The sequence below is a fragment of the Campylobacter sp. genome (assembly GCF_020024835.1).
Classification (GTDB): domain Bacteria; phylum Campylobacterota; class Campylobacteria; order Campylobacterales; family Campylobacteraceae; genus Campylobacter_D.
Window position 1 is genome coordinate 1 of sequence record NZ_JAHHTD010000008.1, and the last position, 15,456, is coordinate 15,456.

General features: G+C 27.9%; 14 protein-coding genes. 10 read left to right on the plus strand and 4 right to left on the minus strand.

Annotated elements, in window-relative coordinates:
• Positions 1 to 865 (minus strand): WG repeat-containing protein (locus QZ429_RS02525; protein WP_291950599.1); only part of this gene is annotated, 865 nt, incomplete at its 3' end.
• 231 nt (positions 866 to 1,096) lie between these two features.
• Here QZ429_RS02525 and rplM point away from each other — a divergent pair.
• From rplM to QZ429_RS02575, 10 genes are all read left to right on the plus strand, one after another.
• Positions 1,097 to 1,522: a 50S ribosomal protein L13 gene (gene rplM, locus QZ429_RS02530; RefSeq protein ID WP_291950602.1), complete on the plus strand. Its 426-nt coding sequence runs from the start codon at positions 1,097 to 1,099 to the stop codon at positions 1,520 to 1,522.
• A gap of 2 nt (positions 1,523 to 1,524) precedes the next feature.
• Positions 1,525 to 1,914, plus strand: a complete 390-nt coding sequence (gene rpsI, locus QZ429_RS02535) for a 30S ribosomal protein S9 (protein ID WP_291950605.1) — start codon at positions 1,525 to 1,527, stop codon at positions 1,912 to 1,914.
• Positions 1,915 to 2,148: 234 nt separating this feature from the next.
• Positions 2,149 to 3,108: an OmpA family protein gene (locus QZ429_RS02540; protein WP_291950609.1), complete on the plus strand. Its 960-nt coding sequence runs from the start codon at positions 2,149 to 2,151 to the stop codon at positions 3,106 to 3,108.
• A gap of 3 nt (positions 3,109 to 3,111) precedes the next feature.
• On the plus strand, positions 3,112 to 3,756 hold the full coding sequence (locus QZ429_RS02545) for an HAD family hydrolase (protein ID WP_291950612.1): 645 nt from the start codon (positions 3,112 to 3,114) through the stop codon (positions 3,754 to 3,756).
• Between the two features lie 119 nt (positions 3,757 to 3,875).
• Complete coding sequence (nifJ, locus tag QZ429_RS02550; RefSeq protein WP_291950615.1) at positions 3,876 to 7,430, plus strand: pyruvate:ferredoxin (flavodoxin) oxidoreductase; 3,555 nt, start codon at positions 3,876 to 3,878, stop codon at positions 7,428 to 7,430.
• Between the two features lie 77 nt (positions 7,431 to 7,507).
• On the plus strand, positions 7,508 to 7,756 hold the full coding sequence (locus QZ429_RS02555; protein ID WP_291950618.1) for a hypothetical protein: 249 nt from the start codon (positions 7,508 to 7,510) through the stop codon (positions 7,754 to 7,756).
• Positions 7,734 to 9,119 (plus strand): pilus (MSHA type) biogenesis protein MshL, encoded by a 1,386-nt coding sequence (gene mshL, locus QZ429_RS02560; protein WP_291950719.1) that lies wholly within the window; start codon positions 7,734 to 7,736, stop codon positions 9,117 to 9,119. Before QZ429_RS02555 ends, mshL begins: the two co-directional genes overlap by 23 nt.
• A complete protein-coding gene (locus tag QZ429_RS02565; protein WP_291950621.1) occupies positions 9,100 to 9,435 on the plus strand; it encodes a hypothetical protein in 336 nt (111 codons plus the stop codon). The genes mshL and QZ429_RS02565 overlap by 20 nt, the downstream gene beginning before the upstream one ends.
• Complete coding sequence (locus QZ429_RS02570; protein WP_291950624.1) at positions 9,422 to 10,975, plus strand: GspE/PulE family protein; 1,554 nt, start codon at positions 9,422 to 9,424, stop codon at positions 10,973 to 10,975. The genes QZ429_RS02565 and QZ429_RS02570 overlap by 14 nt, the downstream gene beginning before the upstream one ends.
• A complete protein-coding gene (locus QZ429_RS02575; protein ID WP_291950627.1) occupies positions 10,957 to 12,135 on the plus strand; it encodes a type II secretion system F family protein in 1,179 nt (392 codons plus the stop codon). Before QZ429_RS02570 ends, QZ429_RS02575 begins: the two co-directional genes overlap by 19 nt.
• On the opposite strand, the gene QZ429_RS02580 is transcribed toward QZ429_RS02575, so the two are convergent.
• Genes QZ429_RS02580 through flgK form a run of 3 tightly spaced genes read right to left on the minus strand, consistent with a single transcriptional unit; the run spans position 12,132 to position 15,447 of the window.
• Positions 12,132 to 12,884 carry a TSUP family transporter gene (locus QZ429_RS02580; protein ID WP_291950630.1) on the minus strand — a complete coding sequence of 251 codons (753 nt, stop codon included), beginning with the start codon at positions 12,882 to 12,884 and terminating at the stop codon, positions 12,132 to 12,134. The genes QZ429_RS02575 and QZ429_RS02580 overlap by 4 nt on opposite strands.
• Positions 12,869 to 13,618 carry a TIGR02757 family protein gene (locus tag QZ429_RS02585; protein WP_291950633.1) on the minus strand — a complete coding sequence of 250 codons (750 nt, stop codon included), beginning with the start codon at positions 13,616 to 13,618 and terminating at the stop codon, positions 12,869 to 12,871. The genes QZ429_RS02580 and QZ429_RS02585 overlap by 16 nt, the downstream gene beginning before the upstream one ends.
• Positions 13,618 to 15,447, minus strand: coding sequence for a flagellar hook-associated protein FlgK (gene flgK / locus QZ429_RS02590; protein ID WP_291950636.1), 1,830 nt, complete (start codon positions 15,445 to 15,447; stop codon positions 13,618 to 13,620). Before flgK ends, QZ429_RS02585 begins: the two co-directional genes overlap by 1 nt.
• Positions 15,448 to 15,456: the final 9 nt, after the last annotated feature.

Here is a 15,456-nt window from a genome sequence, read left to right on the forward strand (position 1 = left end):
CTTTAAGAACCCAAAAACTCCAAATATCATCAAATTTAGGTTTTATCACAAATTTTCCATTTTTGTTTATAAAACCCCATTTTCCATTTAATTTAACTTTTGCTAATCCCTCGCTAAAACCCCAAACTTCATCAAATTTAGGCTCTATTACAATTTCTCCATTTTTATCTATAAAACCATATTTTCCATTTAATTTAACTTTTGCTAATCCCTCGCTAAAAGTATAAGCTTCAACAAATTTAGGTTCTATTACAATTTCTCCACTTTTATTTATAAAGCCCCATTTTCCATTTAATAAAACTCCTGCTAATCCCTCTTTAAAAGGATAAGCTTTATCAAATCTAGGCTCTATTATAAATTTTCCACTTTTATCTATAAAACCATATTTTCCATTTAATTTAACTCTTACTAATCCCTCGCTAAAACTCCAAACTTCATCAAATTTAGGCTCTATTACAATTTCTCCTTTTTTATTTATAAAACCCCATTTTTTATTTATTAAATTATCATTCATAGATATATTAGTAAAACAAGCTTTGTTATCTCCCTCATCGCATTTTTCTTTGTAGATAGTTTGGAGTATTTTGCAACTAGCTTCATCATCGAGGCATTTTCCTTCAAGTTCGTTTATATAAATTCGGTTGTATTTTTCACTATAAAAATATATACTTATACAAGCTACTAAAAACAAAATCACTACACTAGCTATGATTTTATTTTTGTGTTTTGCGATGAATTCTTTTCTTTGTCTTTCTTTTTCTAATTTTTCTTCTGCTTGTGGATCATATAAATCATTACTCCCGCATTCTTTACAAAATTTAGCTTCGTCTAAATTTTTTGTATTACAGCGATTGCAAATAAGCATTATATACCCCTTTTCTATAATCTTGAGCTTTAAATTTTAAAAACACAATAAAACCTTATTTTAAATACAACGAAAGGTTATTTTAGCAAGACCTTACTTAAAGTGTGTTATTTTGCTTTTTTTGTAAAAATTAATCATCTTATTAAGCTTTAAATATTCTTAAATTAAGTATCAATTAAGCTAAAATAATTATAATCTCATTTTTAAAAAATTTTTGGCAAAGGTAAGATTATGACAAAGATAACAAAGCCAAACGAAGTAAAACGTGAGTGGATCGTTTTAGATGCTCAAGGTAAGCGTTTTGGTCGTCTTTTAACAGAAGTAGCGACTATTTTAAGAGGTAAAAATAAGCCTTGCTATACTCCAAATGTTGATTGTGGAGATTATGTGATTATTATCAATGCTTCTAAAGCAGTTTTCACAGGTGCAAATAAAGCAGAAGATAAATTATATCACAGACATTCAGGATATTTTGGAAGTGTTAAAAGTGAAAAATTTGGTGATTTATTAGAAAAAAATCCAGTTAAATTATATAAATTAGCAGTTCGTGGTATGTTACCTAAAACAAATTTAGGTAGAGCTATGCTTAAAAAATTAAAAATTTATGCAGGTAATGAACACCCTCATACTGCTCAAATTGCTAATAAAGGAAAATAATCATGGCAACAACATATGCAACAGGTAAAAGAAAAACTGCTATAGCTAAAGTTTGGGTAAAACCTGGTAGTGGTAAAATCATCGTCAATGGTGTAGATTTAAATACTTGGCTTGGCGGACATGAGGCTATAAAATTAAAAGTAGTTCAACCTTTATTGGCAACTAAACAAGAAACTTCTATGGATATCAAAGCGACTACTTTAGGCGGTGGCTATAGTGCTCAAGCAGAAGCTTTAAGACACGGAATTTCAAGAGCTTTAGCGGCTATGGATGCAGATTTTAGAGCACTATTAAAGCCAAGAGGACTTCTTACTAGAGATAGTAGAATCGTTGAACGTAAAAAATATGGTCGTAGAAAAGCAAGAAGAAGCCCTCAATTTTCTAAACGTTAATTTTATTGGATCCATCTTAAGGATCCTTATCTACTATATTTCATTTTTTGAATATTTTTATTTCATTTAAAAACACAAGATTTTTTATTTATAATAAGCTTTTATAATTCTCTTCGTCCGATCAGGGAAACCTCCTTTTTGTAGTAATTAAGCCTCCTTACTTATGAGGCTTATATTTTTTTAATATTCTTTTTTATACAATCACACACAATATTTCATTTTGAGGAATGAGTCATGAAAAAGATTGTGAGTTTATTAAGTATAGCAACAGCTTTGTTTGCTTTTGACGCAAATAAAATAGAAATTACTCCAACATTTAATTATACAATCCCAGAAGGGAATTTGGATTTTAAAAAATACAATGGTGCGGGAATAAGATTTGGTTATCATTATGATAATTTTTGGCTAGACCAGACAGAGTTGGGTATGGAATATAACAATAATGCAAGATACAATACAGACAAACAAAAAATGAAAACAGATGTTTTTAGATTTTACACAAATGCTATTAAAGGAATAGAATTAACAGAAGAAATGTATTTGTATGTATTATTGGGAATTGGTTATGAATATTTAGACCATAGAGCGTATGAAAATAAAAATAGTGCATTTGCTCAATATGGTGGGGGCTTAAAATTTGCTTTAAGTGAAAATTTAGCTTTAAGAATCGAAACAAGAGATCAAATTAAATTTAACGATATGGAACATAATTTAATTTCTACTATAGGTTTGAGTTTTTATTTTGGAGATAATACCCAGAAAATGCCACAAGCAATTGCTACTAAAATGCTTGAAAAGCAAGATGTAAATGAGAATTATAAAGAGTCAAAAACAGAGCATACAAGTTGTGAAAAAATTATTTCTTTAGAGGGGTATTTTGGCTTTGATCAAATTGATATTAATCCAGAATTTGAGCAAAAAATTTTAGAAGTAAGTAAGGTTTTATTAGAAAATCCGCAATATTATACGATTTTAGAAGGACATACTGATAATGTAGGAACAAAAGCTTATAATAATAAATTATCTTTAGATCGTGCTGATGCGGTTGCAAAACAACTTAAAAAAGCTGGTGTTTCAAATGATAGAATTAAAATCAAAGGCTATGGATATGATAAACCAGCTGCAAGCAATGAAACTGAAGAAGGGCGTATGAAAAATAGACGCGTTGAAGCTAAAATTTTTATCAAAGAGTAACCTTTGTTTAAAAAGACGATTTTATTTGATTTAGATGGGACTTTAATTGACTCAACAAGTGCTATTTTAGAGGGATTTGATGCAGCGTTTAAGGCTTTTAACCAATCCCCTAAAGATCATACTATCGTTAAATCTTTAATAGGTTTTCCATTAGATGTAGCATTTGAAAAACTTGGTGTAAAAAAAGAACACACTCAAGAATATATAGACGTTTATAGGGAAATTTATAGGAAAATCTATATGGAGCAAACTTTTTTGTTGCCTCAAGCAAAGGAGAGTATCCAAGAAGCAAATTTATTTGCTAATTTAGCTGTAGTTACCACTAAAAGCTCAAAATTTTCTAAACCTTTACTTGATCATTTAGGGATTGGGAAGTATTTTGAAGTTATTATAGGTAGAGATGATGTAATTTGCCCAAAACCAGATGCTGAACCTATATTATTAGCATTAAAAAAATTACAAAAAACACAGAGTAACTCATTTATGATAGGTGATACTCATCTTGATATTTTAGCTGCACAAAATGCTAATATTTCTCCTATTGCAGTCAGTAGTGGCTACGAATCTAAAGAAAGTTTGAAAAGATTTAATATTCCTTTATTTGATAATATATTTGAAGCTATTTTGTATTTAAAAAATATCCCATAAATTCACATTTTTAATTCCGCTACATAGTAGAATAAAAATTTTTATCATTGTTTAAGATAATAAAAGATAAAGTAATTTCTATTTTAATAAATAAATAATTAAATTGAGGGTAAATTAGTATGAGTAAAATAATGAAAACAATGGACGGAAATGAAGCAACAGCTTATGCAGCATATGCATTTACAGAAGTTGCAGGGATTTATCCTATCACTCCGAGCTCACCTATGGCAGATTACACAGATATTTGGGCAACTCAAGGTAAAAAAAACTTATTTGGAGTGCCTGTTAAAGTTGTTGAAATGCAAAGTGAAGCAGGTGCAGCAGGAACGGTTCATGGGTCTTTACAAGCTGGTGCATTAACTACAACTTACACAGCTTCACAAGGGCTTTTATTAAAAATACCAAATATGTATAAAATAGCAGGCCAACTTTTACCTGGTGTAATTCATGTAGCAGCTAGGGCTTTAGCCTCACAAGCACTTTCTATATTTGGTGATCATCAAGATATTTATGCTGCTAGACAAACAGGATTTGCAATGTTATGTTCTCATTCTGTGCAAGAATGTATGGATTTAGCAGGTGTTGCACATTTAGCAGCTATAAAAGGAAGAGTTCCTTTTATGCATTTTTTTGATGGTTTTAGAACAAGCCATGAAATTCAAAAGATTGAAGTGATGGATTATGAGCATTTTGATCGTTTATTAGATCGCAAAGCCTTAAATGAATTTAAAAAAGCCTGTCTTAATTCTGAAAATCCTAAAACTCGAGGAACTGCACAAAATGATGATATTTATTTTCAAACAAGAGAGTTAGCAAATAAATTTTATAGTGCTGTCCCTGATATTGTAAATGATTATATGCAAGAAATCTCTAAAATTACTGGAAGAGAATATAAGCCTTTTGTATATTATGGAGATAAAAATGCTACACGTGTTATAGTTGCTATGGGTTCAGTAACTGAAGCATTAAAAGAGGTTGTTGATTATCTAAATAATAAAGGTGAAAAGGTTGGAATTTTAAAAGTTCATTTATATAAACCTTTTAGTTTAAAATACTTTTTTAGTGTAATGCCTGAAAGCGTTGAAAAAATAGCTGTTTTAGATAGAACTAAAGAGCCAGGTAGTTTAGGAGAGCCTCTGTATTTGGATTTAAAAAGTGCATATTATGGGAAAAATAAAGCACCTTTGATAGTCGGTGGAAGGTATGGCTTATCATCTAAAGATGTAGATCCAGCTCAACTTTTAGCTGTTTTTGAGAATTTAAATCAAACTAATCCAAAAGATGGATTTACTATAGGTATAGTTGATGATGTTACTCATACATCATTAGAAGTAGGAGAAAAAATTTCATTAAGTGATGATAGCACTATAGAGTGTTTATTTTATGGACTTGGTGCAGATGGAACCGTTGGAGCAAATAAAAATTCAATTAAAATTATAGGAGATAAAACAGATTTTTATGCACAAGCTTATTTTGCATATGATTCAAAAAAATCAGGTGGTTACACAAGAAGCCATTTGAGATTTTCAAAAAAACCTATTACTTCGACTTATTTAGTTTCTACGCCACATTTTATCGCCTGTTCTGTGGCCGCTTATTTAGAAATTTATGATGTTTTAGCAGGTATTAGAAAAGGTGGAACTTTTCTTTTAAATAGTATTTGGAATACCGAAGAAACTATTGCAAGAATTCCAAATGCAGTAAAAAGAGTGTTAGCTGAAAAAGAAATTAAATTTTATATTATTAATGCAACGAAATTGGCAAGAGAAATAGGACTTGGCAATAGAACAAATACTATTATGCAAGCTGCATTTTTTAAACTTGCTAATATTATTCCTTTTGAAGATGCACAAAAATATATGAAGGAATTAGCTTATAAATCATATAGTAAAAAAGGTGATGCTGTAGTTGAAATGAATTATAAAGCTATTGATGTTGGTGGAGATAAACTTGTAAAGATTGATATTGATCCATCTTGGATAAATTTAGTAGATGAAATTAAAGAAGAGGTTATGTCTTATAAAGGGACAGAGTTTGTAGAAAAAATTGCAAAGCCAATGAATGCTGCTAAGGGTAATGATTTGCCAGTTTCAGCATTCTTAGGATATGAAGATGGTAGTTTTGAACACGGCACAACTGAATATGAAAAAAGAGGTGTTGGAGTTATGGTTCCGCGATGGATAGAAACAAATTGTATTCAATGTAATCAATGTGTTTCTGTATGTCCTCATGCAGTTATTAGACCTTTTTTAATCAATGAAGAAGAATTAAATAATGCACCATCTGGAGTTAAAGAGCATAGTTTAAACGCAAAAGGTATCAAAGAACAAAAATTTAATTTTAAAATTCAAGTTTCTCCACTTGATTGTACAGGATGTGAGCTTTGTGTTCATGAGTGTCCTACTAAAGAAAAATCTTTGGTTATGGTGCCACTTGGAGAAGAGCTTGAAAATGGCGAGCAAGAAAATGCGGATTATTTGTTTAAAAAAGTAGCTTATAAAGATGATATCTTAAGTAGAGAAAATACTAAAGGTATTCAATTTGCTCAACCTTTATTTGAATTTCATGGTGCTTGCCCTGGGTGTGGTGAGACTCCATATATTACTTTACTCACTAGATTGTTTGGCGAAAGAATGATTATTGCTAATGCAACAGGATGTAGCTCTATCTATGGTGGTTCAGCACCATCAACGCCTTATAGAAAAAGCAATAAAAATGGTCGAGGTCCTGCTTGGGGAAATTCTTTATTTGAAGATAATGCTGAATTTGGATTAGGTATGAAAGTAGCTACTGAAGCTACTAGATATAAAATTGAAACTATTATGAATGAAAGTATGCAAGAAGTTCCTAATGCACTTTCTGCCTTATATAAAGAATGGATAGCTAATAAAGATGATGCTAAGATGTCTTCAGAATTAAGAGATAAATTGATTCCATTGTTAGAAGAAAATAAAGAAAATAAAGCTGTAAATAAAATTTTAGAACTTAAAAATTATCTTAGTAAAAAATCTCATTGGATTTTTGGTGGTGATGGTTGGGCTTATGATATAGGCTATGGTGGGCTTGATCATGTTTTAGCAAGTGGAGAAAATGTTAATATTTTAGTACTTGATACTGAAGTGTATTCTAATACAGGAGGGCAAAGTTCAAAATCTTCTAGAACTGGAGCTGTAGCTCAATTTGCTGCTGCTGGAAAGCCTGTGCAGAAAAAAGACTTAGGGCAAATTGCTATGACTTATGGTTATATCTTTGTAGCTCAAGTTAATTCAAATTCAAATTATTCTCACTTATTAAAAGCAGTAATGGCAGCTGAAGCTTATAATGGTCCTTCATTGATTATAGCTTATGCTCCTTGTATTGCTCATGGCATAAAAGGAGGTCTTGGAAATTCTGGAGAACAAGCAGAATTAGCTACTAAATGTGGATATTGGCCAACATATATCTTTGATCCACGTTTAGAAATAGAAGGAAAGAATCCATTAACAATTTCATCTAAAGATCCTGATTGGGATTTATATGAAAGTTTCTTGATGAATGAGGTGCGTTATAGCTCTTTGAAAAAATCAAATCCTGAACAAGCAAAGGAATTGTTTGAAAAAAATAAAACTGAAGCTCAGCGTCGCTATAGACAATTAAAGCGTTTAGCAAGTGCTGATTTTAGTAATGAAAATTAGTTTTGTTCAAAAACTTTTTAATACTAATAATGGCGATTAATGCTTATTGCATTAATCAGTCCATTTTTAAGGATTGTATGGCTAGTGATTTAGTTTTGCTCCACGATCCTTTTTTCAAAAAAATACAAGAAGTTAAAACTGATTTTTATTTACAAGCAATAGTTTCTAATAAAGTAAAAATAAACAATGTATGGTATGTTTTAAATGATGAAATTGATGGTTATAAGATTATTATGATAGATAAATTTCAAGTCATTCTTGTAAAAGATCAAAAAGAAATGGTTTTAAATTTATATGAAAAAAATAATAATATTATTATTTATTAGTTTGTATTTTAATTATGCTTTTGCAACTTCATGTCATAAACGAGTTTTTGATATAAGCATAGACTCTAAGGGAACTTTATTAGAAATTTTAAATGAATTAGGGAAAGAGTGCGGTTTTAGTATCGTCATTAAAGATGAGTTGGCTAAAAATAAATTAAATACTGATAAAAATTATCTTCATATTAGAAAGATGTCTTTAAAAGAAATCTTTAATTTACTACTTAAGGAAAATAATCTTGCATATGAATATGAAAAAAATATTTTAAAAATTTATGGAAGAATTATCAAAACTTTTAAAATTCATTATATAAGTTCTATTAGAGAGGGGCAAAGTGTTATTAAAGCTTCTATAGATTCAAGGCCAAGGCAAGGAGAATATGAACATTCTAGCAAAGAAGCAGATAATTTAGTCGTAAGCACAGATAAATTTGATTTTTGGGCAAATATTGCAGAAGAAATTCAAGCTTTACTTGATGAAAATTCTGCAAAGCCTATCATAAATACCAATGCAGGAATTATTACTCTCAAAGCCACACCATATGAAATAATTAGAATTCAAAATTATCTTGATGACTTAAATAAAAGGTTGAAAAAACAAGTTTTGATTGAAGTGAGTATTGTCGCAGTGCATTTAAATAAAAATCATTCTAATGGTATCAATTGGCAAGAGCTTGCTTTTAGATTAAATGGTGATGATAATAATTTTATTATCAATAAAGGTGGTATCAAAAATATTAATTTGAAGGCAAATGTGGATACTAAAGTAATTTTAAATTTATTACAAGAAAATGGCAAAACAATAGTTCTTTCTAATCCAAAATTAACAGCTTTAAATAATCAACAAGCGATTATTTCCATAGGCGATACTATTAATTATCAAGTAAAAGAAAGTTCTAAAGGTACTGAAAATGGAACTACAATTAGTGAAACTTATAATAATTATTCTATTTTTGTGGGAATTTTACTAAATATCTTACCAGAAATTTCAGATGATCATAAAATTATGTTGAGAATAAATCCAAGTTTAAGCAATCTTAAATACAACATTGATAACCATCATCAAAATAAACCTCGTAATATAGCTCCTGATACTATACAAAAAAAGCTTTCCACGGTTGTCGAAGTTGAGGATTCTCAAACTTTGATTTTAGGTGGATTAATTGGCAAAAATAGTATAAGTAGTCAAAATGAAATTAGTATTCTTTCAAAAATTCCTATTTTTGGGTCTTTATTTCAAGGAAAACAAAATATTGAAGATACAAATGAAATTATTTTTATTATCAAACCAACTATTATTAAAGAAGATAAAAAAATATTAAATTTAAAAGAATTAGGCTTTGAAAATGAAGATTATATGTTTTAGTTTTGTAAGTTTGTTTTTATTTTCAAATTTATATGCTAAGGTTAATATAAAAAACGAATATATAGATTCTTTAATTTTATATAAGAAATTCACTAAAGATCCAAATTATACTAATGCTTTAAATTTAGCACAATATTTTTATATAAATAAGGACTATAAAAATGCTGTATTTTGGTCTATTGAGGCAAATAGTATGGAATGTTTAGAAAAAGATGCTTGGTTGATTTTCATAAATTCTAAAATACAACAAGGACAAATGAGTGAAGCCTTAAGAGCAAAAGAAGAGTATGAGAAGATATTAAATGGAAAATACTAAAATAGAAGATATTTATAATGTATTAGATACGCTAAAATACCAGGAGCTTTTGTCTTTAGATGAGGATTTTTTTAAACAATTAGCGACTAAGTATCATTTTGATTTTGTAGATTTAGATAAAAAGAATGACTTTGAAAAATACTTGTATGTTTTACCACTTACGCTTATGGAAAAGTATAATTTTTTTTGCTATCAAGAAGATGATGAAAATTTATATATAGTTTCTTATAAACCCTTAAAAGATGATGGTCTAACAAAAATACAAAATATTTTTAGAACTAAAAATATATGTTTATCTATAGCCGAATTTTCAAAATTTGAGTATTTTTTTAAAAAAATAATATTTTTAATTAAATTTAAAAATTACTCTCAAGAATTAGAGAAAATTTTAAATTCAAAAAATACACAAGAAAGTGATTATTTAGAACAAATTTTATTATTAATTTTATCTTATGCTAATTTTTTAAAAGCTAGTGATATGCATTTTGAGCCTTTAGAAAATATAGTAAAGTTAAGATTTAGAATAGATGGAATTTTGCAAGATATTATTTATTTTAAATATGATATTTATCAATCTTTATTAACTTATATTAAGATGATTTCCTTGCTTAATGTAGCTGAACAAAAAAATTCTCAAGATGGAAGTTTTACAATGGAACTTGAAGATCAAAAATTTGATTTTAGGGTTTCAATTATGCCACTTTTATTTGGACAAGGTGTGGTAATAAGGATTTTAAAACAAGAAAATACCTTTAAATTTGAAAAATTATTTTTAGAAGAAGAAATATCTAATAAAATAAAAGCTAATATCCAAGCTTTAAATGGTTTGATTTTATTTTGTGGTCCTACAGGAAGTGGGAAAAGCACTTTTATGCATACTATATTAAATGAGATCGATGAAAATAAAAAAATTCTTACCTTGGAAGATCCTATAGAATATAAATTAAAAAATGCTCAACAAATTCTTTTAAATACTAAGGCAAATTTTGATTTTCATAAAGCATTAAGAGGTGTTTTAAGACAAGATCCTGATGTGATTATGGTAGGAGAGATAAGAGATGAGGAAAGTTTAGATATAGTTTTAAAAGCTTCATTAAGTGGCCATTTAGTTTTAAGTACTTTACATACAAATAGTGCCTTAGAAGCAATTTTTAGAATGATGCATATGGGAGCAAAATCTTATCTTATCGCAAGATCTTTAAAGTTGATTGTTTCTCAACGTTTAGTTCGCAAACTTTGTGAATGCAAAAAAGAGCAAGAAGAAAATTTTATTTATAAAAATAAAACTATCAAAGACAAATTCTATAAAGCAAAAGGTTGTTCAAAATGTATGATGAGTGGATACAAAGGTAGGATTATGGTGGCAGAATTTTTATTTGTTGATCAAAATATAAAAAATATGATAGAAAATAATTATTCTTTTGATGATATACAAAATTATGCCATAAAACATAATTTTATATCTTTAAGTGAAGATGCTTTAAATAAAGCTAGAATGGGTCTTACTAGCATAGATGAAATTTGGAAAATTATGCTTTGAAGCGTTATTTAATTACTTATTTATTTAATCAAGAAGAAAAACAAATTATTATTAAGGCAAATAATCTTTATGAGGCTAGAATTAAAGCTTTAGAAAAATATAAAATTTTAGTTGATATTAAAGAGTATTTTGATGAAAGAAATATAAAAATTAAAGAAGAAGAATTAATTTTTGTGCTTAAAGATTTAAAAATAGTTTTACATGCAGGACTTAGCTTGCAAGAAGCAATTTTAGAGTTTTGTCAAAATTCTTATGATAAAAAAATTACAAATATTTTTCAGAATATTTTTCAAAAACTTAAGAATGGATTATCATATGAAGAAGCTTTTAGAGATATTTTAAATTCCACAGAATTAGCAATTTTAAAAATTTGTGAGGGGAAGCAAGATTTAAGTAAAGCATTTGAGATAATTATTTCTCTAAAAGAAAAAAAATTAAAAAATATCAAACAATTTAAAAAAGCAATTTCGTATCCTGTATTAGTTTTTGCAAGTATTGTATTTGCATTTTTGATTTTAATGTTTTTTGTATTGCCTGAATTTAAAAATTTATTTATTCAACTTGATTTAGATTTACCTCTTATAACAAAAATTTTATTTTTTATAGGAGATTTTTTAGTTGATTACTCATTGTTTATTATGGTTTGTATTGTGTTTTGTTTATTGTGGATCTATATTTTGTTTAATAAGACTTCTTTGTTTGATCAAATACTTATTGTTACGCCTATTTTTGGAAAAATTATAATGTATCAAGATAAATTTTGTTTTTTTATTATACTTTCTTATTTGCTAAATTCAGGAGTTGATATAAAAAAAGCGTTAAAATTAGCTAGTGATGGTATTAATAATAAAATTTTAAAAAATAAAATTACTTATGCTATAGCTTTGTTTGAGTCAGGGCTTGATTTAGCTCAAGCTTTTTCTAAAATAAAACTTTTTGAATCTTTTGCAATTAGAATGCTAAATTTATCTTTAAAAAGTTCAAAAATTGATGAGAGCACTTATGATTTAGCTATGTTTTTTGAATACAAAAAAGAAGAATATATACAAAAAATTTTTTCAATGTTAGAACCTTTAATGATTATATTTATGGCTAGTATGATTTTGATTCTTGCTTTAGCAATATTTTTACCTATGTGGCAAATTAGTCAAGGAATTTAAGCTAAATAATCATAAATAACTTTGATAATAGTAAGTGCTACTATAACTAAAAAAAGTTTTTTTATAAAAGTTCCTTGAGTTTTTAAGACTAGTTTTGATCCAATAAATGCACCTATTATTTGTCCTATACCCATTAAAATTCCAACTTTCCAAAGAATTTCATAAAAATATAAAAATACTATTAAAGCTACTATATTACTTGTGAAATTTAAAATTTTTGTATTAATGCTTGCATTTTTCATATTAAAACCTAAAAATATTACACACGCAAAGATCCAAAATGAACCTGTGCCTGGTCCTAAAAAACCATCATAAAATCCTAATAATAATCCAAAAATAATTTGAAAACTTGTGATATTCATTCTAGCTTTATTATGAATTTGTCCAAGATCTGGTTTAAAAATAGTATAAATAAAAATTAAAATTAAACAAATTAAAACAATTATTTTTACCAATCTTTGTTCTATGAGTAATATACTATAAGTACCTATGACAGCCCCTATAGCGGTAAATAAAATACCTAGAATAATTTTTTGTATTTGCATAGATTTTCTATACATTAAAACCGCGGTAAATGATCCAAATATACCTTGAAGTTTGTTAGTTGCTAAAGCTAAATGTGCTGGAATTCCACAAGCAAATAAAGCTGGTATGGTAATTAATCCTCCTCCACCTACTATTGCATCAATACAACCTGCAAAAATAGCTACAAAAAATAAAATAACATAATAACCTAGTTCAAGTTCCATATAGTTTCTTTATTTTGTCCAATCCTATACAATGCAAAATCATATTTTATAGGATCATTAGAATCTAGTTTTTTTAAATTGCTAGTTAATTCTATCACGCTCTTAAAATCATAAGTTTTGCGATTTAATAATTTAAGTTTGAGTGAGACTTTATGAGTATGAGTATCTAGTGGCATTAGAAGGTCTTGTTTGCGTATATATTTAAAAATTCCTAAATCAAGCTCATCTTTTCTTACCATCCACCTTAAATACATATTGTATCTTTTTAAAGGAGAGCTTGGTTGTATAAATTTTTTAGAAAAGAAAAATTCATAGCCATAACTTCTGTAAGAATTTAGTTTGTAAATGGTATTTATGAAATTAGATATTGCATCTACGATATTTTGTTCTTTTTTATAAATTTTTGTAAAGATATTTTCTATACTATCTTCATTTTGCAATCTTTTGAGTGTAATGAAAATTTGGGCTATATCTAAGGAATTTTGAAAACGATATTTTAAATTTTTACATTCTTTTATAATATTTTGTTCATTTTCTTTTAATAAAGAAAAGTTAAGTTTTTTTAAAAAATTTACAATATTTTGTGCATTACCATAAGCAAATAATGCACATATTAAAGCTATTGTTTCATCTTTGTATATACTTGCAATTTGCAAAGGATCAGGATGTGAAAAAAGCTCTTTTTGCGTATTTTTGTGCGATGCAAAATTATCTAAAAGAGTTTTTAAATTCATTATGATTTTAAACCAAGTAAGGTATCTAGCATTTTATCCACCGTTGTAACTATTTTAGCTGCTGCTCCATAACTTGCTTGATATTTTATCAAAGCAGCTAATTCTTCATTAGTATTAACACCACTTTTTGATTGGTATTCTCCATAAACGGTGTTATAAATTGTCATATTGGTAGAATGCGCAAAGTTATTACTTTCAGCATTAGAAGCAATTTCTCCAGTAAATTTTCTATAATATCCATCTAAAGTCATAGTATCTATAGTGCCATTTTTATTATAAAAATTTACCGGTTTTGTTTGGAGTTGTAACATTGCATTAGCCACATCATTGTTTCCATTAATTCCAGAAGAGCTAGCTTTGAGAGTGTTTGGGTCATTTCTAATACTTGAATTGACATTGATGTTATTTGCATCTTGACCATTAAAAAAAGATGATACGTTTAAAGCACCTGGAAAATTTGTTCCATTATCTTTAAAAGATATTTTATATCCTGGTTTTAAATTATTCATTTGAAAATTTCCACTATCATTTTTACCATCATATTGATAAGATGCTTTGAAAAAATCATCTAAGTCATTACTATTATCTTTATCACCATTGTCATCTATATTAGCATTAATTTGTTTTACAACATCTTCTATTGTTGTATTTACATCAATTTTAATCGTTCTTTTAGCTACTTCTTGACCTTTGTTATCATAGACAACAAGATCAAAATTTCCTGCCTGAATATTTTTATCATAGCTCATTAATGAAGTGCTTGGTTTTAAACCTTTTAAATCATCTGAAAGCACTTTGTCTGTTGCAGCTTGAGCATAAACATTATTAGTTTGAGTGATTAGTGTTTTTGTAAAAGTATTTAGCATATCTTTATAATCTTGCAAAATTCCATCGCTAAAAGAATGGGTATTGCCATCATAATTTCTACCTCTTAAGTCAAGTTGAGCACCAAGCTGACCACCTGTAATTTTTCCAGTTAAATCATATCTATTTTCATCACTTACTTCATAAGAAATATTGTAAAATCCTTGAGGATTTTTATTATCAAGCTTTAAAGGATGAAAACTTGATCCATTAACTATGCTAAAACCTTTAATACTAAGATCATAATATTTTCCAGAATCAGTAATAGTTTGTTCTAAAGTATTATCTTGAGAAGAATGTCCCTTCCAAGCTACTGCATCAACTAATTTTGACAATCTAAGTTCTAACTCATCTCTTCTATCTCTTAATTGATTTGCATTATCTGTTGGCAATATTTCTTTTTGTTCTAATTGTTTATTGATATTTGCTATTTCTTGGCCAATATTATTAATTTCATCAACTGATTGTTTAATTTGTTCATTAACAGTTTGTTGCATTTTATCAAGAGCTTGCAAAGTTTTTTGTATATTTTGAGTAAGTGTATTTGCACTTTCTATTAAATCGATTTTGCTTGCACCATCACTTGGATTTGAAGCAAAATTATTCCAAGCATCATTGTAGTTTTTATAATCTTGCAAAATACCTGTTCCTTGCATATCCGGAAATCTTTGACTTGCTTCTTGTAAAATTTTTCCTAGATAATCAGTGTATTGCTGTTGGGTTGTAGCATTTTTTAATTTATAATAAGCATGTTCATCGTGTAATCTTTTAACCGTTTCAACTTGAGTCCCTGTTCCTAAATTCAAACCACCTCTTTTAATAGACATACCAGTGCCTTGAACTGCTCTTTGCCTTGTATAAAAGACTGCATCTGCATTCGAGATATTGTTTCCTGTGGTATGGATTTGAATTTCTGCGGCTTTTAATCCGCTAACCCCAGTATATAAACTATCAAAAATTCCCATATTGCTAAC

Bases quoted from the DNA above. Each gene is read 5' to 3' on its own strand.
- QZ429_RS02570 (WP_291950624.1), top strand. From the start codon at position 9,422: ATGGAAAATACTAAAATAGAAGATATTTATAATGTATTAGATACGCTA.
- QZ429_RS02540 (WP_291950609.1), top strand. From the start codon at position 2,149: ATGAAAAAGATTGTGAGTTTATTAAGTATAGCAACAGCTTTGTTTGCT.
- QZ429_RS02555 (WP_291950618.1), top strand. From the start codon at position 7,508: ATGGCTAGTGATTTAGTTTTGCTCCACGATCCTTTTTTCAAAAAAATA.
- QZ429_RS02565 (WP_291950621.1), top strand. From the start codon at position 9,100: ATGAAGATTATATGTTTTAGTTTTGTAAGTTTGTTTTTATTTTCAAAT.
- nifJ (WP_291950615.1), top strand. From the start codon at position 3,876: ATGAGTAAAATAATGAAAACAATGGACGGAAATGAAGCAACAGCTTAT.
- QZ429_RS02580 (WP_291950630.1), bottom strand. From the start codon at position 12,884: ATGGAACTTGAACTAGGTTATTATGTTATTTTATTTTTTGTAGCTATT.
- flgK (WP_291950636.1), bottom strand. From the start codon at position 15,447: ATGGGAATTTTTGATAGTTTATATACTGGGGTTAGCGGATTAAAAGCC.
- rpsI (WP_291950605.1), top strand. From the start codon at position 1,525: ATGGCAACAACATATGCAACAGGTAAAAGAAAAACTGCTATAGCTAAA.
- QZ429_RS02585 (WP_291950633.1), bottom strand. From the start codon at position 13,618: ATGAATTTAAAAACTCTTTTAGATAATTTTGCATCGCACAAAAATACG.
- rplM (WP_291950602.1), top strand. From the start codon at position 1,097: ATGACAAAGATAACAAAGCCAAACGAAGTAAAACGTGAGTGGATCGTT.